Here is a 19,864-nt window from a genome sequence, read left to right as displayed (position 1 = left end):
TAGGTAGAAGTACGGAGTAAAACGGGTAGTTAGCCGAATGTTTTTTCACCACTTATCGCCGTAACATAGCGGCACAGTGATGAAATCACTTCGCTAACAATAAGGATTTTATATGATCAAGCCTATTGCCCTGACCTCCGCCTTATTCATTGGCCTGATAGCTCAAGCCTCTGCTGCGGGTCTGAACACTGAACGTAATATCTCTCAGGCGCTGGCCACCGATTTGGCCAGCCGCACCCTCGCTGTTTGCCAGGCGGATGGTTACAACGTGGCGGTAACTGTGGTTGACCGTGCTGGGATCATCAAAACTGTATTACGTGCTGATAATGCCGGTCCGCACACCGTTAAAGCCAGCGAGCAAAAAGCCTTTACGGCACTATCGACTAAAACCCCAAGCGGGCAAGTGATGGAAAACAGCCAAAAGACACCTGCGGCCAACAACCTGAAAGACATTCCAGGGTTCTTGCTGTTAGGGGGTGGCGTGCCAGTGAAAGCAGGGGATGAGGTGGTCGGTGCAGTGGGTGTTGCCGGTGCACCGGGCGGGCATTTGGACGCACAATGTGCGACAAAGGCACTGGAGCAAATCAGCGCTCAGTTAAAAGCATAAGATTATAACGACAACGCCCCCACCCTCGGTGTCGAAAGGGGGGCGTTTTTATGATCGGCTATCAGTGATCAACAAAGGCAATTTTCAGCACAAACAGTAGCGCAACAACCACTACGCATGGGCTGATTTCACGCCAACGGCCAGTGCCCAGCTTCATCAGGCAATAAGAGATAAAGCCCAGCGCGATCCCTTCAGTGATAGAGAAACTAAACGGCATCATCACCGCGGTAACAAACGCAGGAACGGCTTCAGTCAAATCATCCCACTTCACCCGTGACAGGCTAGATGTCATCAGCACGCCAACATAAATCAACGCACCGGCAGCGGCATAAGCAGGCACCATACCGGCCAGGGGTGACACAAACATCACCAGCAGGAACAAGATACCAACCACAACGGCCGTTAAACCAGTACGACCCCCGACAGACACCCCTGAGGAGCTTTCAATATACGCGGTCACCGATGAGGTACCGATAAAAGCACCGGCTACCGAGCTGATGCTATCTACGTACAGCGCTTGCTTCATGCGCGGGAACTTGCCTTTGTGGTCGGTTAAGCCCGCTTTATCCGTGACGCCGATTAATGTGCCGGATGAATCGAACAGGTTAACCAGCATGAAGGAGAAAATGATCCCCGCCATACTTATATTCAGCGCTCCGGCTAAATCCACCTGCCCGACCACCGAAGTCACACTTGGCGGCATGGAGAAAATGCCAGAGTAATGCACATCACCCAGCGCCCAGCCAATCAGCGTGGTGACCACAATCGACACCAGCACCGCAGCGTGGATATTGCGAGAGGCCAGAACCGCAATAATAAAGAAGCCCAGCGCACCTAACAGCACACTGTGAGAAGTCAAATTACCTACCGCGACTAAGGTATCCGGGTTTGCCACCACGATACCGGCATTTTTCAGCCCCATCATGGCAATAAACAGGCCAATACCACTGGTAATCCCCACCCGTAGGCTCAGTGGGATGTTAGCAATCATCCAATACCGGATGCGGAAAATGGTCAGTAAAAGGAAACCGATTGCGCCCCAGAAAATAGCACCCATGCCGACTTGCCATGAAATACCCATCGCGCCAACCACCACAAAAGCGAAGAAAGCGTTAAGCCCCATCGCCGGAGCCAGTGCTACCGGTAAGTTAGCCAATAAGCCCATAAAGATACTACCAAAGGCGGCAATCAGGCAGGTTGTCACGAAAACAGCCCGCACATCCATACCCGCAACCCCTAAAATCTGGGGGTTTACGAACACGATATAGACCATAGTCAAAAAGGTAGTGATACCGGCAATCAACTCAGTACGTGCCGTGGTACCGTGCTGTTTCAGTTTAAATACACGTTCGAGCAGCCCCTGCTCAGTATCAAGGTTTGGTTTACTCATTCGAAGAGTTCCACAGAAGGGAGTGATAGTCGGGGGATATCCTATAACAAAAAACTATTGTTTAGAGCGGGATCACACTCTTTTTTGGCTATTTTTTATCTTCACTGTTGCGCAACAACGCCTTCATTATGACTGCATATTATTCAACCCGTTGTATTTTATTAACTTGTTATTAGTTTTTCTGCTAGTAGGGTCAATAAACATCGCATTCTTACTCAGGATGATTAAAGTGAAGTGAACGTAGATCTGCACAATTTAAGGATAAGTAGAGTGAATAACATTGAATGCGTCATGTTCGATTGCGATGGCACCTTGGTTGACAGTGAAGTTCTGTGTTGTCGTGCATACGTCGTGATGTTTGCCCATTACGGTATTCACCTGTCGCTGGAAGAGGTGATTAAGCGTTTTAAAGGGGTAAAACTGAATGAAATAGTCGCGCTGGTGAGTAAAGAAAACGGTCTGGATGAATCAATAGCAACGCTGGAAAAACTCTACCGCGCTGAGGTTGCACGCCTGTTTGATGCCGAATTACAGCCTATTGCTGGGGCAAAAGCGCTATTGGAGCAAATCACCCTGCCCGTCTGCGTGGTCTCCAACGGGCCAGCGAGCAAAATGCAGCACTCCCTTGGCCTGACTGGCCTGCTGTCTTTCTTTGATACGCGCCTCTATAGCGGTTACGACATTCAGCGTTGGAAGCCTGATCCCGCGCTGATTTATCACGCGGCAAAAGAGATGCAGGTGGCCGCCGAGCACTGCATTTTGGTGGAGGACTCCGCGGCCGGCACCCACGCTGGGATTGCCGCAGGTATACCGGTATTTTACTACTGCGCCGATCCACACAACCAGCCGATACACCACCCGCTAGTCACCATGTTTGATGATATGCAGCAACTGCCTGACTTGTGGCGCGAAAGAGGCTGGCAGATTACTCATCATTAGTGTGCCGACGGCGCTGGTTTATGACTCAACCAGCGCCATGAACGTTTAATGGCACTTTGTTTCTTAATAGCATGCTGTGGGCTAAAACGGCGGTTAAGGCCATTTGCCAATAAATCCAAAGCCAGGCATAAAACGAAGTAGACCAACGCGACAAACAGAAACACTTCCATTGGATAAACCATGCTGCGGTTATTAACCTGAGTTGCCAGAAAAGTCAGTTCATTCACCCCAACTATATAAGCCAGCGATGTGTCCTTAATCAATGAAATCCATTGATTGATAAATGATGGCACCATCATGCGCAATGCTTGCGGCAAGACCACAAACCATAAAACCTGCCAGCGGTTAAAACCTAGCGACAACCCAGCCTGCCACTGCCCTGCACCTATCGCCACAATCCCCGCTTTTACTGCGTGCGCCAGATAGGCGGAAGCAATCAATGCCAGTGCACACACCACCGTGGTGATTTCGGGGATATCCACACCAAATACAATTGGCAGCAGGAAGTAAGTCCAAAAAATCAGCATTATCACCGGGATGGCGCGGAAAAAGCCCAAAAAAGCCGCCAATACGCCCGCCCAAACACCACGAGACATTGCCAGCAATACCCCCAGCACGGTCCCTAAGATTGCGGAGGCCACTCCAGCCATGATACTGATCAGCAGGGTTAATGCCGCCCCACCCAGAGGGCCATCAGGGAAAGTACCCCACAGTAGATAAGTCCAGTTATCAGCAATAATTGTAAAATCCATCTCAATGCCCCCTGATTGTGGTTCGCTGTTGACGCCACATGCCCCAGGCTTCAATCAACGCGATAATGGCGATATACAATACTGTTGCCACCCCAAAGGCTTGAAATGTCCGCAATGTTTCGGTTTCAACCTGACGAGAAGCATAGGAAAGCTCAGCCACCCCGATAGCCATCGCTAAAGAGGAGTTTTTAATAATATTCATGTACTGGCCCAACAATGGCGGCATGGCAATTTTCAACGCCTGCGGCAACACCACATGGCGCATCGATTGCCAGCCCGTTAACCCCAGCGCATGTGCCGCGTATTTTTGTCCTTTAGCGACACCGCTGATCCCAGAACGTAATTCTTCAGCAATAAACGCCGTGGAATAGAGGGTTAGCCCGATAAACCCGGCTAAAAATTCAAAAGAAGGCCAACTTAACGTGAGTCCGATAAAGGTGATTTCATGGGGCGTATTGAGCCATGGAACCCAGGAAGCAGGCAGAAACTGACTGGCAGCAAAATACCAAAAGAACAGTTGTATCAGCAGCGGCGTATTGCGAAATAGCGTGCTATAGCCAACAGCAAACCACCGCAGCACTTTAAGTTCACTATCTCTGGCGGCAGCGAGCAAAAAGCCTAATAACGTGGCAGCAACCACCGTGCAGGCAGAAATCCACAACGTAAGCAGAAACCCCTGCCACAGCCAGTTAAGATATTGCGGGGCCAACAACCAATCAGTGAGATGATGTAGATTCATAGGATTTTAGGCCTATCTCTGTTTGACGCCTTAATAGAGTATTTTTTAGGCATACAATAAAATCCATTTTTGTACTCTTAGATACCTATGAGTCATAACGTTATAGCCAAAGTCATTGGAGTTGCAGGTAGGCAGCCAGCAAACGAACCCCGATGAGCTTACTCAAGTAAGTGATTCGGGTAAGTGCGCGCAGCTAACACCCCTGCAACTTCAAGGACGATGGATATATTAGGCTTTAGGTTGCTGATCCAGTGGCGCAAATTTAAACTCACCGCGCGGCTGGGCTGCATTGGTTGCTGGGCCAAACCAACGATCATAAATCTTCGCCGCTTCGCCATCTTTTTCCAATTTCACCAGTGTTTCGTTAATACTTGCCGTTAAGCGCTCTTCACCCTTAGGAATACCAACCCCTTGGTACTCTTTGGTAATACTAAACGGTGAGATCTCAAAATCAGCTTTTTGTGCCGCCGGTAAGTTACCGAGCAGGCCGACAAGTTTCGCATCATCCTGGGTGATAGCTTGAACGTTACCATTACGCAAAGCAGTAAATGCCAGCGGTGTATCATCGTAAGAAATCACTTTTGCGGTTGGATAATGCTCCCGCAGGGTAATTTCCTGAACCGTACCTTTATCCGCACCAATACGTAATTTGCCGATATCTTCAGGTGTCTTTAGCACACCTTTATGCGCGATAAATTTCTGACCCGTAGCGAAATATGGCAGGCTGAAGTTAACTTCCTTAGCGCGCTCATCAGTAATAGTGAAGTTTGCCGCAATCAGATCAACTTTCTTCGATGTCAGTAATGGAATACGGTTGGCCGGGTTAGTGGCGCGTAGTTCTACTTTTACACCGAGATCTTTCGCGATAGCATTCGCCACGTCCACGTCATATCCCACCAGCTTTTTAGTCTGTGGGTCGATATAACCAAATGGAGGGTTACTATCAAAAACAGCAATCCGCACCACACCCGCTTGCTTGATATCATCCAGTTTATCAGCGTGGGCTGCACCAGACAGCGTCGCCAGACCCGCTAACAGCGTTAATGCCAGTGCGCTTTTTTTTGTGGACAGAGATTGCTTCATTGAAAGCTCCTAAGATGATTGAGATGTTGCGATGTGGATAAGCTATCAATTCGGCGTTAGGTCAGGAAATAATATAAAACGATATATTTATAACTAATTAATCTCAGTCAATTAGTCTGATTATATTGGCAAAGAAAGTGGGATCGGTGGCAAAGGAAAATGAGGAGAATAGGGAGCCTTAGAGTGCATCCCAAAGCCTGTTTCTGAAGTTGTAGGTTGAAAAATGCTGTATATTCAGCAAATAAAAAAATAATCGATGAAAAAACACCCAAAAAAGTGAGCAAGTAACACGATCGTAGCCCTAAAATTTAGCCCAATCGTGTTATTAGCATGTATTAGAAAAAAGTGAACTGGCAGAATTATTTGCTACTGGAACTGGCATCAGATCGGGCTTCTTCTGTATTAGCCTTTTCCTGGGGCACTATTACAGCAGGTTTTACTTTACCCTTGCTTTGGCTGTCAGGTTCCTCTGTTATCTCAGACTGACCGATAAAGACGCCACCTTTCTTGATTGAGAAATTACTGCCTTTCACAATGCCGTTTAAACGTCCATTTTCCAGAATTTCCAGATGATCAGAAACACAGATCCCTTCAATACGTCCATCCACCGTAATGTGTGGTGCGGTTAAATTACCCTCAATCTTGCCACTGCGCATCAGCCTTATGGTGCCATCACTAACGATAATATCGCCGACCACTACACCATAAATTTGAATGTCGCCATCAAGCCTAACATCACCTGTTAATTGCGTACCTGCGGCGATAACGGTATTTGTTTTAGTTGTATCTGGTGACAAATCAGTTAATGGTGAATGGGCTTTATGGGGAATATTCGTCACAGGAAACACCTCATTATTACTGTTAGTTTTCTTTTTAAACATAATTTTTATCAAGATAAAGATAAGGAATAGAGTAGGAGCAAGCAGTAGATAAAAAAATAAATTGTAGACTATATAGCTCACTAAACATGCTATCCATAGCAACCAAAATAGGCTAAGCGTTACATTTTTGTGTGTATACAGACCCATGTTCACTTATCCCGCTCCCGCGTAAAAACATACCAAAATAATCATGTTAAGCTGAAATTTAAATATCACAAAAAACAATTTAGATATAGGAAATACATCTTCCGTCAAAAGGAAAATATATTTCCCACCTATAACAAAATTATCAGGAATATATAAAAACAGAGGAACACAATGCTATTTTATTATGTCAACAAATTAGGGTTTAGAATATAAACAAACATGAAACAATATAGAGTTATCTTATATTGTTCAAAAAAGGAGGGCAAATACAAAAAACAATCCCCAACCTGCCTAATTCGCCAGGATGATTGGGGAAATCGTTATTTTTCAGTCTTACTGGAAAGCAGTTTCTCTAAATCATCGCCACCAAGGTGGCGGAAATCCTGCCCTTTGACGAAATAGAAGATAAACTCACAAATATTCTGACAGCGGTCGCCAATACGCTCAATAGAGCGAGCGCAAAACAGGGCAGTCAGTACACTTGGGATAGTTCGCGGATCTTCCATCATATAAGTCATCAATTGCCGCACGATGCCCTCATATTCCTGATCAACCTTTTTATCTTCGCGATAGATCCGAATAGCCTCGTCCAAATCCATACGTGCGAAAGCATCCAGCACATCATGCAACATTTGCACCGTATGGCGGCCCAAAGACTCCAGACTAACCAACAAAGGCTGATGCTGATGAGAGAATTTTTCCAGCGCGGTACGGCAGATTTTATCTGCTACGTCACCGATGCGCTCCAGCTCAGAGATAGTTTTAATAATCGCCATCACCAAGCGTAAATCACTGGCCGTAGGTTGACGTTTGGCAATGATGCGCACACAGGCTTCATCAATCGCCACTTCCATCATATTGACCTTTCTATCGCCTGCAATCACTTGCTTCGCCAGTTCACCGTCCTGATTATGCATTGCGGTGATCGCGTCAGATAATTGTTGTTCCACCAGTCCACCCATGGTCAATACTTGGGTGCGGATATGTTCAAGTTCTGCATTGAACTGGCCGGAAATATGTTTATTCAGATTCAAGTTATCCATAATACTTCCCGTACGTGTAAGTAGGCGAAATTGATGTATACCCTAAATAATTCGAGTTGCAGGAAGGCGGCAATTGAGCGAATCCCCAGGAGCTTACTCAAGTAAGTGACTGGGGTGAACGAAAGCAGCCAACGCACATGCAGCTTGAAGTATTACGGGGATAGGCCGATCAGCCATAGCGACCAGTAATATAATCTTCCGTCTGTTTCTGCTGTGGCGCAGTAAACAGGGTATCGGTATCACTGAATTCGATTAGCTCGCCCAGATACATAAATGCAGTATGGTCTGAGCAACGTGCAGCTTGCTGCATGTTATGCGTCACAATAACTACCGTGTAATCGGACTTCAATTCGCTGATCAACTCTTCAATTCTACCGGTGGATATAGGGTCCAACGCTGAGCAAGGCTCATCCAACAGCAATACATCAGGGCGGATAGCAATACCACGGGCAATACACAAACGCTGCTGCTGCCCGCCTGACAAGCTATAACCACTCTGGTGTAATTTATCTTTGGTTTCATTCCATAATGCCGCTTTGGTCAGCGCCCATTGCACCCGTTCATCCATATCAGCACGGGACAAGTTTTCGAACAGTTTCACACCAAAGGCGATGTTATCGTAAATCGACATCGGGAACGGGGTCGGTTTTTGGAAAACCATGCCAACTTTAGCCCGCAACAACGCAATATCTTGTTTGTCAGTCAGGATATTCTGACCGTCCAATAAAATATCGCCTTCAGCACGTTGATCAGGATACAACTGATACATTTTATTGAATGTACGCAGCAGAGTAGATTTACCGCAACCTGATGGCCCGATGAATGCTGTGACCTGGTTCTTAGCAATATCCAGCGAGATATTCTTTAGCGCATGGAATTTGCCATAGTAGAAGTTCAGATCGCGAACCTGGATTTTGCTGTTATTGATGTCAGTAGCCATACTCATCAAGACTTCTCTCTTTTAGCCAATGCTGCCGTAGCCGCATTTTGAAATTTATTGGCGATTCGGTATTTTCATTACTCAATGCTGATACTTACGCAGCCGATTAATACTTTTTCTTCGCGAAAATAACCCGAGCCAGAATATTCAGTAACAATACACACAGGGTAATTAGCAGCACCCCTGCCCAAGCCAGTTGTTGCCATTCGGCAAATGGGCTCATGGCAAATTTAAATATAGTAACCGGCAAGTTAGCGATAGGCTGGCTCAGATCAGTGCTCCAGAACTGGTTGGAGAGCGATGTGAACAGCAAGGGTGCTGTTTCACCGGCAATACGTGCTACCGCGAGCAAGATGCCTGTCAAAATACCGGAGATAGACGCTTTCAGCGTAATAGCCGATATCATGCGCCATTTCGGTGTTCCCAGGGCATAGGCAGCTTCACGCAGGCTATCTGGTACCAACTTGAGCATGTTCTCAGTAGTACGGATAACAATCGGCACTTGTAACAGCGCCAATGCAATCACCCCAGCCCAACCGGAGAAGTGCTCCATCTTGGCAACCACGATGGTGTAGACAAACAGACCGACCACGATGGAAGGTGCTGATAGCAAAATATCATTTATAAAGCGGGTAATTTCCGCCAACCAGGATTTACGGCCATATTCAGCCAGGTAAATCCCCGCCATGATACCCAGAGGGGTGCCAATGACTGTGGCCCATAAGATCAATAAACCACTGCCGGCAATGGCGTTAGCCAAACCACCACCCGCGGTATTGGGTGGCGGAGTCATCTCGGTAAACAGCGCCAAAGACATGCCGTCAATTCCTTTGGTCACGGTGGAGAACAAAATCCACACCAACCAAAACAAACCAAACGCCATGGTAGCCATTGAAAGCAGTAAGGCTATACGGTTCTTTTGGCGACGCCAGGCCTGCTTTTTACGGCGGGTTTCCAGTAGCGTCGCATCACTTTGCATATCCATTGTCGCCATCTTAGCGCCCCTCTTTCTTAGCCAGACGCAAAATCATTAACTTAGATAACGCCAGCACGATAAAGGTAATCACGAACAATATCAGGCCCAATTCCATCAGCGCGGCAGTATGTAAACCGGACTCCGCTTCAGCAAACTCATTCGCTAACGCAGAGGTGATACTGTTCCCTGGCATGAAGAGTGAGAAACTGTCGAGTTGGTAGGTGTTACCGATAATAAAGGTCACTGCCATGGTTTCACCCAAAGCGCGCCCCAGGCCCAGCATCACACCGCCAATCACACCGTTTTTGGTGTAAGGCAGCACAATGCGCCAGATAACTTCCCAAGTGGTACAGCCAATACCATAGGCTGACTCTTTCATCATCACCGGGGTTTGCTCAAACACATCGCGCATAACCGCTGCAATGTAAGGAATAATCATGATGGCCAGGATGACACCTGCGGCCAGAATACCAATACCGAATGCCGGGCCTGAGAACAACACACCCACAATCGGGATGCCAGACATCACGTTGCCGACGGGTTCTTGGAAATAGCGGGCAAATAAGGGAGCGAAAACAAACAAACCCCACATCCCGTAAACAATACTAGGGATAGCCGCTAATAGTTCGATAGCCACACCCAGTGGGCGTTTTAGCCAGTTAGGGGCCAGCTCAGTCAGGAACAAGGCAATACCAAAACTGACCGGGACTGCAATAAGTAAGGCGATAACAGAGGTGACAACTGTGCCATAAATCGGCACTAATGCACCAAACTGCTCAGCCGGGGCATCCCATTCTTTGGTCCACAGGAAAGCCCAACCAAATTTTTGAATACTTGGCCAAGAAGCAACAATCAATGAAATGATAATGCCGCCCAGCAGAAATAGCGTAATCAGCGCAGCCAGTTTAACCAGCGCGCTGAAAATGATGTCACCGTATTTGCTCGGTGCTTTGGTAGTCGGCTTATAATCAGCCATAGACTCTCTTCTCATCCGGGTGTTAATTCCCTTCGTACTTGAAGCCGCAGGGTTATTGGTTATGTTCGCTCACCCGAATCACTGACCAGAGTCAGCTCATCGGGGTTCGTTCACTTGCCGCCTACCTGCAACTTCAATTACTTTGGGTATATTAAATCAATATCTTATAAATAAATTATTACAGGCAAAACTAACTTCAATCAGAAGATTGGCTTACCATTGCTGTCTTTAACATTGGTTTTCCAAGCTGCACGAACCTGTTCAACCACTTCTTTTGGTAATGTGGCGTAATCCAGCGCATTAGCTTGTTCAGCACCGTTTTTGTATGCCCAATCAAAGAACTTCAGTACTTCAGTGCCTTTAGCCGCATTTTTCTGCTCTTTGTGCACCAAAATGAAAGTAGTAGAGGTAATTGGCCAAACATCATCACCTTTCTGATTGGTTAAGTCTTGAGCAAACGTTTTGCTCCAGTCTACACCTTTGGCCGCAGCGCTAAAGCTTTGCTCTGTTGGGCTGACTGGTTTGCCATCGGCTGAAACCAGTTTGGTGTAAGCCAGGTTATTTTGTTTGGCATAAGCGTATTCCACATAACCAATGGCACCTGGCAAGCGCTGAACAAATGCCGCAATACCGTCGTTACCTTTACCACCTAAACCGGTCGGCCAGTTAACCGTTGAGCCTGCACCCACTTTCTCTTTCCACTGCGCATTCACTTTAGCCAGATAGCTGGTGAATACGAATGAAGTGCCAGAACCATCAGCACGGCGCACCACTGCAATATTTTGATCTGGCAATTTAACGCCCGGATTCAGCTTCACAATCGCCGGGTCATTCCACTTCTTCACATTACCCAGATAAATATCACCCAGTGTTTTACCGTCTAAAGTCAGTTCACCAGATTTGATGCCAGGGATATTAACGGCCAGCACCACACCACCAATCACAGTTGGGAATTGGAACAAACCTTCAGCCGCCAGCTTATCGTCTGCTAATGGCGCATCAGAAGCACCGAAATCAACAGTATTGGCAATGATTTGTTTTACGCCACCTGAAGAGCCGATCCCTTGATAGTTAACTTTGTTACCTGTTTCTTTCTGATAAGAATCTGCCCACTTGGCATACACCGGCGCGGGGAATGTCGCACCTGCACCTGTCAGGCTTGCAGCAGCGAACGCGGACACAGTGGTCATAGATAAAGTCGCTGCCACAATGCTGGCTACGGTGGTACGCATCAGTTTCATAATCCCTCCTAATGGGATATTAGAATTAACTCTATACCAAAGAACCTGGTATTGCAGGATGGGCTGAGTAATGAACCAAGCTAACAACGCTGCAACTCAAGTACCAAGTGTATAAATTGTTTTCATCAGATTAAGTATGGTGCAGGAGGGAAAATAGGACAGTTTAATGACAGAAAAATGTATGAAATATTACAGTTATATGACAAGCTGCTGGCGTTAAAATAAAATCATTATTTATCATTAGATTAGACTATTTTTTATCTTTTTATTTGTAATAACTTCAGTTGTGATCGTGGTTGGTCACCGCTTTCAAGTAGCGTTGCGCTGTGGGTTCGATACGACGAAATCGTTTCTGATAAAATAACGTCGTTTTTTATCACGTTTAATCCATTATATTAACGAATGAATTCAATTGAATAATGTTGTATTTATGCTCAGCGCTGAGCATATTCAACAAATTGGATGAGTAAACGTAAGATAAAGGAATAAGGAGAGGAAACTCAATAAAAATACGAATATAAAGCCTATTATTTCATTCTCATCACCATCCTGCTGTGCACATTTTCCCAGACGGCTTCCCTCTATTCTCTATTTCCTCAGTGGTTTTTTTTTGCATTGCTGCTAACATTATTTTCTAGGGTTACGATATTGAGTAACACTGAATTAATTTACTCTATTGAACACCGTCACCATTTTAATAAATTTTCAATATTACCCACAAAAAAATCATCGTCTCAGGAGAAAATATTTCTGTCTTAACAACATATTGGCTCTTTCCGAGCCAGACTCTCGGATAGAACAAGTAACCAACGCGGCTACCTACATAAAACTGGCAGCATACGAAAGATAGAAAATATAAATTTTCAGTCAATGCTTTTGAGTTACTAAGCCAACACCTTGTTTTATTACGCTGAATATTTGTCTCTATATTCTATCAAACGCCCTATGCTTTAGAGAATTTTCGTATAGATAATCACAGTAAACTCATTGGGAAATGATATTATGCAATCTGCAACTATGCCTTCAGGAAAAAATAGTTTTTCTGAGAATAATATTATTAGCAGTGTAATTAATAAATATGCAAACACCGGTGTATTTATAATTAATACCAACGATCCGCTGCTGGTGAAATTTTATGATATTCAACTGGGACTGGCAGGTATCAGCCTCGTTCGTTGTCCTAATTTCAGTCAGCTCTGGGCAAACCACAAACTGGCTAAATATGCCGTCAGCTCACTGGCGATGGGGGATAGCGATAGCGCACAACAGGTACACAGCATCGTCAGCCTGGATTCTACTGATGGGCAAACGTTCTCAGCAAATGCCATTGGTTCGTTGCCGGTGTCAGCCGTAAACATCACGCAAACCTTAGGTATTTTTGACGAATCAGGCAGCCCTGCGGGAACAGTACAATGTAAAAAGAACTATATTTATACTGCTAATTGCCCCATCCAGGCTAATGGCACCTTCCCGGCCAGTTTAAAACAAACCCGCTATCCGGTTAATATCATCTATACCTTCGCCCAAACGGTGAATAACCAGACAGTTTACGGGGCCGAAATTGTTACCACACAAAGTTACCCAAAATTAATTCAAAATGATTCTCCTGCTGATTTAAATAAAAATAATCTGATAAAAATCTGTCTGGCCCGTCAAGAAAGCGACTGTGACTACTTTAATAATTTTGACGGCAATGTCACCGTACCGATAAAAGGCAGCGTAACTTACTTCGGCAATATTGATTTAAATAATGGCAAGCCTATAAACGCGTATAACTCAATTTATCTGGTCCGCGAACGTCAGGGCGGCGATCCGATCACCCCTGCCAATGACTTTAATTTCTTTGACGACGCTAAAACCCGAATTAATGGCAACGTTTTATCGTGGGATCTAGACTGGCTTAAATTCAAACGTCCCGATTTTGATTCCGGTGAGCGGGTTTATTATATCTTTAAAGTGACATTACAAATTGAAGGAGCGAGTGTAGCCAGTTTTATTACCAATGCTCCCGGTCCGTTCGATCCTGAACAGCGCTTTTTAAATACCAACACACTAAAACCCATGCAGATTACCTATGGTTGTTTAGGTAAAGGCACTCCCATTTTGATGCAGGATGGTAAAGAAAAAGCCATTGACGACATCTTTATTGGTGAATGGGTGCAATCGCAGGATGGGCGAGCGTTAAGAGTCGAAGATGTGATTACCGGCACGGAGCAAAACTATCTTGAGATTGAAGTCAGGGATAGTAGCGGCCAGCTCAAAACCCTTATCACCAGTCTGGGCCACCCCTTTTGCACTACCACCGGAGTGAAACTGGCGAGTGAATTGACTCTGACCAGTCGACTGCTAACCCCAGAGTGTGACTGTGCTATCAGCCGTATCAACAAACAACACGGCGAAATTGAGGTGTACAACCTGCACCTTTCCACTGACGACCCCATCAAAGATCTGACAGAAAGTAGCAGCACCATGTATGCCGCGGGCGTGCTAGTTGGCGATAGCACGATGCAGTATCACTACGAAGAGGCCTACCACCATCGCTCGGTGAATATCCTAAACCAGCTACCGGAAGAATGGCGTCAGGATTATCAAAACCATATTAAAACCATATTAAAACCATAAGGTAATTGATTGATATGTTTATTGGTTATCCTGATTTTCAGCAAATTATCACCGATGACAAGCTGCGCGTCGTTGCCGTCTGTCAGCAGTCTGATGTCTATTATTTATATCCAGAACCCTTCGTCCTGATTGCTGGTGATCCGTTGGCCTTTGCACTGGATGTGATCCTCAGCCTAAGCAGCAACATTATCTACGGCGACCTTGATTTTACCGCTGAGCTACAATTTGCCAGCGGCGGCGCACTTGAGGCATTCAATCGCCAACACCCAGGGAAGGCTATCCAAGGTTTGCCGGTTATCCCCTATAAGCTAAGTTTCCGCTCACCACCTGACCATGATTCAGCATTAACCCATCAGGATTACGATCCGACCTGGTATTCGGCGCAGTCGATTCAATTTTTGATCTCGCTTGATGCAGATACCACGCAACTGATGAAAAAAACGTTGCTGGATAATATTGTTGGCTTTAATGCTCGTATCGATGGCTTTGTCGAAGGTGTATCGCCACGGCTGAACTACACACTAGATTGCGATCCCGGCCAGTTAATTGCCGAACTGGCGGCCAATGTTAAAGACGCCCAACCGGTGTCCAACAACCGGATCGCGTTTCCCTACATGTTGCTTACTCAGTACATGTACGAAAATCTGTCCCGGCTACCGCTGCTAATCTCGCCAGCCTTCTCCTCAACCAACCCGGCAGAAGCGCTATTATTCGCGCAGGCTTTGCTCGATCGTCTGTTCAACACGTTGGGATCGCCCTATATCGGTAACGCCAACACCAATACTACTTATATTTGTCTGTTGCTCCCCCAGAAACAGCGTCGTCTGATAATTGATTTAAAACGCGTTGAGCTAACCCAGCGTCCCATCTGCTTTTTATTGGATCCCTTTGCCACGGCACAACAAATTGCCAAAGAGGCTCCCGAACAGGTTATCCACCAGATAACCGCACCTGCGCTGCCAGACGGTAGCCTGCGGATTAACATCCTTTACGCTTTCCCACAGGGTCTTAAAGACGGGGCGTTTATTGATATACAAATCATTTTACCTCCGGGCGAGCTTTATCCTGCTGGACAACAGCAAACCCTGCTATTGATACCCAGTCAGAGTTATTTGGCCTTCACATTTATTAATAATACGTTCAGCTTGAATGGCGAATATCAGTACCACATTCGCGTTAGCTACCCAACCGCCAATGGATATCTCTCCCTCGTCAGCGAGCAACGAACCAGTAATAACAAAATACTGACGCTGGATTATTCCAGCCTTCCTTGTCAGTTCCTGACCCTCAATATCGATCCGACATTCGCACAACACAGTATGCTCACAGGCCACTACTCCTCCGCTAACCTGTCAGAACCCTTTGAACTCACACTGGCTTCGCCCTGTTTCAGTTATCCGATAACGGGACGTGATGCCTATGCCAAGCTGACCGCCTGGGATAACGATAGCGCCGCCTCAGTGGTGCTCGATATGCCAATCATCCAGTCAGCCACCATCGGTGTTTATAGTTTTCCTCAGTTTGGTGCGCAGCACGCCACCATTATCGCCCGGTTTGCTACTGGCATCCGTTATGTCACGTTACGATTTCAAGCTCAGGGTGAAACGCAAACGCGCGATCATACGTTTACGCAGCAGGATAATTGCTATGAATATCAATGGAATGTCACATCTATTTACGCGGCAGGGTTTCGTTATAAAACCAGTAACGGTCAATGGTCGGACTATGTGACGGGCAATCAAACCATTACACTTGAGGTTGAAAATGAAGACTGAATCATTAAATCCTGAAAAAAATCTGGCGTCCTTTTTTTTGCTTGATCGAGCTTTCGTCTTTCACGATCAGCGGTGCCCGCCCAATGACTATACCTACGGCTGCTTCACGCCTGAGATAGTTCATGACGATCGGGGAAATAAAACCAGTGGTTTTCACCTTACCACCAGTCCGGCAGGCGGCCTCGTCATCCTGATTACACCGTTAGTTCCCCTCAATACCCAAGCTATACAACAGTATATTCAGACACATATCTCCCACTCAGGCGGTAACATCACCCTTAAGCAGTGTACTGCGAAGACGGCGATTTTCTTGCGCTTTCATGAGCCGCTGGGTGACGCCACCTATCTGGTTGAGTTTGAAGGAAACTCTATGTCAACCACCCATTCGGAAGGGATAGAGTTGACTGAGGCCATACAGGGCAACGCGAAGCGGGTTTTTCTTGCCACCCACACACAATTCACGGTAAGCACTACGGTTAATGCCCGTCTCAACAGCGACTGGCGGCAGTTTCTAATACTGGCGTTTAACACCAAAACCCGCACACCAGAAGCTATTGCGCAGCTACTCGACAAGCAAATTACTGCTGGTATCGTCGTGCTGGACGAGGAGTTTAAAAATACCCCGTCGCCGCAGACCAAAGAGACCGTGAGAAAAAATCTGGTCGATCTCGCTGCCAGCATCCTCAGTAATACGCTCGCCAATATCTCGCATATTGATGAGATACCCACCAGAATTGACTATGATTTTTCTTACGAAAGCAGCCTGCCCCAATCTTATGAACTGATCGACGAACAGGATATCGCGACGCTATTTAGCGGCTTTATCGCCAATAAACTTATTTCCTATGACCCTTCGCCGCTGCCTGAGCCTCAACGAAAACAACCTGACGATCCGGGAAAACAGCATACCTGCAAAGTCAGCCTGGATTTCAATGCCAGCAAATTTATGATTATGTCGATTGAACTGACGTGGGCGGATAAAAAAATACCCATGCAGTGGCCAAACTTTCCTCCTCTCACCGTCACCGCCGATAGTCGCGTGAATGAGATAAATATCAAGGTCACCTTTTCCGACTATTCATTCATTAATATCACGCGCCAGTGGCAAGCAGACATCAACCTGACCGTTCAGGATATCGGGTTTCATGAAGTGACCTTTGATGCCCGCCACTTACAATCTGATTTTAAGACGATTTCAGGCAGTGCCAATTACGTCCCAGAAGGTCAGGCCAAACGCGCTACCTTTAATTTTTCATTTTCCGATCAGCAGTGGCAAACCACTTGGTTACTCAATACCCAGTCAAATAGCTTGAATGGCCGTATTGAATACCACTGGCAGGGAAAAACGTCGTCATTTATAAGCAGAAATTACGATTCAGGTGTACAGCAATCGACCTCATTCCGTATTGAACTTCAATACAAAAAATAACCATGAGTTAAGAGGAATAAGCTATGTTAACCACAGCCATCCAGCATTCGATTAAAATAGATACCAAAGAACACTTAGGCGTCAAGGTATATACCTATACCTGCTATGGCGATAGCGAAGATAAAAATATTTTTTATGTTATTCCTGAAACTCCAGTATTTTCTGGTCAGGAAAATAAACCTGACTTCTTATTCTATAAATATCGTAAAGAAGAGCAACAAGGCGGATACGCACAGTTTACCGTCAAACTTCCTGTGCCATCAGAAAGCGAAGCCGACAAAATAAAAGCACAGCTTTATAGTGGGATATCACCGCAACTTGTGGCGAAATCAAAACTTATCGTCCAGTATATTAAAGCTGAAGAATTATTTAATTCCGATCCGACCAATAAAGCCAATCAAGATGCCAAAATTAAAGCTTTTCAAAATGCTGGATTAACCGAAGAGCAAGCAAAAAAATATATACTCGCTTATAACCCTGACGCGGGTGACGATCAATTTCTTGGTCAACTGATGCCCGATAATGCGCGTAAAATAGAATTGCGCCAACCCCGCTATACCTCAGCGCAGGCCTCATTGATCATCAATGAGAACAAAGTATTTTACTGTCAGATGCCCACACCACTGAGTCCCTCTGGTTTGGGGAATAACGATACTGTATTTAGCATGTCGCTAACGGGGCTGGGAGCAACCCTGTTTGAGAATGTATTAAAAGGAACGCCGAGTAACGCCAGTGTCGGGATTCGTTATAACTTCACGCTGGATGCCTCTCTGCCGGCAGTAAAAGTTATTGTCACCTACAACAGTGAGAAAATGAAAGAAGTGACGCAGACCATTACCCGTCATACCTGGTCTGCGGATGAAAAAGAAATCACCCGTGAGTTTTCCGAGAAAGGTGCTGCCAAGGTTTCTGTCATTACCAGCCTCAGCGCGCAAGAAATGGGCATGAAAGATGATCAATATAGCGCTTGGATAAAAACCTTCGAGGACTGGGGACAAACACAGCTTCAACAAATATTGTCTAGCCAGACAGGGCTGGATATGAGTATGGATTTGCTGAACGATGCAGGTAATTTTGATAAATTTAAAGAAAGTCTGAAAAATACGCAGGATTTCACCCGAATATTTGAAGAAAATCGTGTCGTTCCTTTTTCCATCGCGCCGCAGACTCAGTTGCCGTCCATCCTTTCTATTGTCGGTGCTGAGAAGGTCGATGACTATTTCAAAGAATACGATCTTAATGATCCCTTCTTTCAGTTTATTCAACCCGAATTTTATGTCAGTCAGGACCTGGATAAATATGATATTGAAAATATTATTGTTATCGCAAAATATGATGATAACCATGTCAGCACACTCCGCTTCGACAGAAAAAACACCGCGTCGCAAAAAACCGAGAAATGGTATATTGATAAAAAACTGGGGCGCACCTACAGCTATTCATATACGGTGAATTTCTCAGGGTTGCATTCAAAACCCTATCATTCAGGTAAAATAGATATAATTGATAGTCTGGTTCAATATATCAACATGGCACAATGCGGTATTGTCTACGCGCAAATTGATTCGTTACTTGATACACAGGCATGGGAAACATTCAACCAGGTGCTATTGAAAGCCCAATATTCCGATCCAGCGCATGGCGTAGAATTAAAAAGCGATACTCAGGTATTGAATGTTTCCACGCAGCCAAAACCTTTTATTTATCCAGTAGGCATGAAGCCAGAGAATCCCATTTATTTCACCACCAGTTATTATACCCGGGATGGTGGTAATTTTACTTACATCGAACCAGGTATTGAACCATCTCCGCAATTGCCCGGATATGGTGGCACCCGTGCGAACCAGATTCAAATAATGAATGCCTTACCGAGGAAAACGACCTACTCCATATTTTTCATCGCACCGAAGAAAGATGTACTAATTATCATCTTCGACATGATGGTGAACTATAAGACCTACAAGTTTAAACAGACTAAATCGATTAATCTGGAAGAAAAAGATCTCGTGGATACCACCACCCGCCGCGACCTTACCTTCGAATTTTTACCCGATGGCACAGATGACATTCCTGAAATCACCTATAGCGGCACCATTATTTACAATGATGAGCGCGATCCCAAGCCAATTGAGGGCAAGGTAACCGGTTCATCGGTCGCGGTGGTGGTGAAGTGTTAATGGCCCGTCATTCTTCTGGTGTAGCGGCGGCCAGATGTGCTGCCTCTGAACCGGCCCTCCCGTTGAGGCGGTGATGAACAGTGTTCATTACTATTGGATAGGCAGAGCATCGGTCATTGCATTGATGACTGATGCTCGGTTGATTGT

16 protein-coding genes are annotated in these 19,864 nt (G+C 45.7%); 6 read left to right on the top strand and 10 right to left on the bottom strand.

The annotated features are described in order from the left end of the window. Positions 1-112 precede the first annotated feature (112 nt). The gene (locus V1953_RS21465) at positions 113-607 is read left to right on the top strand and encodes a GlcG/HbpS family heme-binding protein (RefSeq protein ID WP_005186737.1); all 495 of its coding nucleotides are present in this window, start codon (positions 113-115) and stop codon (positions 605-607) included. 61 nt (positions 608-668) lie between these two features. On the opposite strand, the gene V1953_RS21460 is transcribed toward V1953_RS21465, so the two are convergent. Further along, complete coding sequence (locus V1953_RS21460; protein WP_005186735.1) at positions 669-1,997, bottom strand: NCS2 family permease; 1,329 nt, start codon at positions 1,995-1,997, stop codon at positions 669-671. 270 nt (positions 1,998-2,267) lie between these two features. On the opposite strand from V1953_RS21460, the gene yieH reads away from it, so the two are divergent. Further along, on the top strand, positions 2,268-2,936 hold the full coding sequence (gene yieH / locus V1953_RS21455; RefSeq protein ID WP_442851284.1) for a 6-phosphogluconate phosphatase: 669 nt from the start codon (positions 2,268-2,270) through the stop codon (positions 2,934-2,936). Here yieH and V1953_RS21450 read toward each other — a convergent pair. From V1953_RS21450 to pstS, 9 genes are all read right to left on the bottom strand, one after another. Then, positions 2,933-3,688 (bottom strand): amino acid ABC transporter permease, encoded by a 756-nt coding sequence (locus tag V1953_RS21450; RefSeq protein ID WP_372560188.1) that lies wholly within the window; start codon positions 3,686-3,688, stop codon positions 2,933-2,935. The genes yieH and V1953_RS21450 overlap by 4 nt on opposite strands. 1 nt (position 3,689) lies before the next feature. Continuing rightward, on the bottom strand, positions 3,690-4,427 hold the full coding sequence (locus V1953_RS21445; RefSeq protein WP_083161562.1) for an amino acid ABC transporter permease: 738 nt from the start codon (positions 4,425-4,427) through the stop codon (positions 3,690-3,692). Between the two features lie 228 nt (positions 4,428-4,655). Beyond that, the gene (locus tag V1953_RS21440) at positions 4,656-5,510 is read right to left on the bottom strand and encodes an ABC transporter substrate-binding protein (RefSeq protein WP_083161564.1); all 855 of its coding nucleotides are present in this window, start codon (positions 5,508-5,510) and stop codon (positions 4,656-4,658) included. A gap of 359 nt (positions 5,511-5,869) precedes the next feature. Further along, a complete protein-coding gene (locus tag V1953_RS21435; RefSeq protein WP_420072752.1) occupies positions 5,870-6,538 on the bottom strand; it encodes a bactofilin family protein in 669 nt (222 codons plus the stop codon). Between the two features lie 320 nt (positions 6,539-6,858). Further along, positions 6,859-7,581, bottom strand: coding sequence for a phosphate signaling complex protein PhoU (gene phoU / locus V1953_RS21430; RefSeq protein WP_049612252.1), 723 nt, complete (start codon positions 7,579-7,581; stop codon positions 6,859-6,861). 169 nt (positions 7,582-7,750) lie between these two features. Next, on the bottom strand, positions 7,751-8,527 hold the full coding sequence (gene pstB / locus V1953_RS21425) for a phosphate ABC transporter ATP-binding protein PstB (protein ID WP_004713904.1): 777 nt from the start codon (positions 8,525-8,527) through the stop codon (positions 7,751-7,753). A 100-nt stretch (positions 8,528-8,627) separates the two neighbouring features. Beyond that, entirely contained in the window at positions 8,628-9,515 is an 888-nt protein-coding gene (pstA, locus tag V1953_RS21420) for a phosphate ABC transporter permease PstA (protein WP_005186725.1), read from the bottom strand. 1 nt (position 9,516) lies between these two features. Continuing rightward, positions 9,517-10,473: a phosphate ABC transporter permease PstC gene (gene pstC / locus V1953_RS21415; protein ID WP_005186724.1), complete on the bottom strand. Its 957-nt coding sequence runs from the start codon at positions 10,471-10,473 to the stop codon at positions 9,517-9,519. A 200-nt stretch (positions 10,474-10,673) separates the two neighbouring features. Continuing rightward, positions 10,674-11,714: a phosphate ABC transporter substrate-binding protein PstS gene (gene pstS, locus V1953_RS21410; RefSeq protein WP_083161568.1), complete on the bottom strand. Its 1,041-nt coding sequence runs from the start codon at positions 11,712-11,714 to the stop codon at positions 10,674-10,676. Between the two features lie 1,002 nt (positions 11,715-12,716). Here pstS and V1953_RS21405 point away from each other — a divergent pair. Genes V1953_RS21405 through V1953_RS21390 form a run of 4 tightly spaced genes read left to right on the top strand, consistent with a single transcriptional unit; the run spans position 12,717 to position 19,717 of the window. Next, a complete protein-coding gene (locus tag V1953_RS21405; RefSeq protein ID WP_442851283.1) occupies positions 12,717-14,336 on the top strand; it encodes a Hint domain-containing protein in 1,620 nt (539 codons plus the stop codon). A 14-nt stretch (positions 14,337-14,350) separates the two neighbouring features. After that, the gene (locus tag V1953_RS21400; protein ID WP_442851282.1) at positions 14,351-16,111 is read left to right on the top strand and encodes a hypothetical protein; all 1,761 of its coding nucleotides are present in this window, start codon (positions 14,351-14,353) and stop codon (positions 16,109-16,111) included. After that, on the top strand, positions 16,101-17,540 hold the full coding sequence (locus V1953_RS21395; protein ID WP_372569826.1) for a hypothetical protein: 1,440 nt from the start codon (positions 16,101-16,103) through the stop codon (positions 17,538-17,540). Before V1953_RS21400 ends, V1953_RS21395 begins: the two co-directional genes overlap by 11 nt. 23 nt (positions 17,541-17,563) lie before the next feature. Continuing rightward, entirely contained in the window at positions 17,564-19,717 is a 2,154-nt protein-coding gene (locus tag V1953_RS21390) for a hypothetical protein (RefSeq protein ID WP_442851281.1), read from the top strand. Positions 19,718-19,864 lie beyond the last annotated feature (147 nt).

The sequence above is a fragment of the Yersinia sp. 2541 StPb PI genome (assembly GCF_052217145.1).
GTDB lineage: Bacteria > Pseudomonadota > Gammaproteobacteria > Enterobacterales > Enterobacteriaceae > Yersinia > Yersinia enterocolitica_E.
This window is presented reverse-complemented; position numbering and strand designations above follow the sequence as displayed.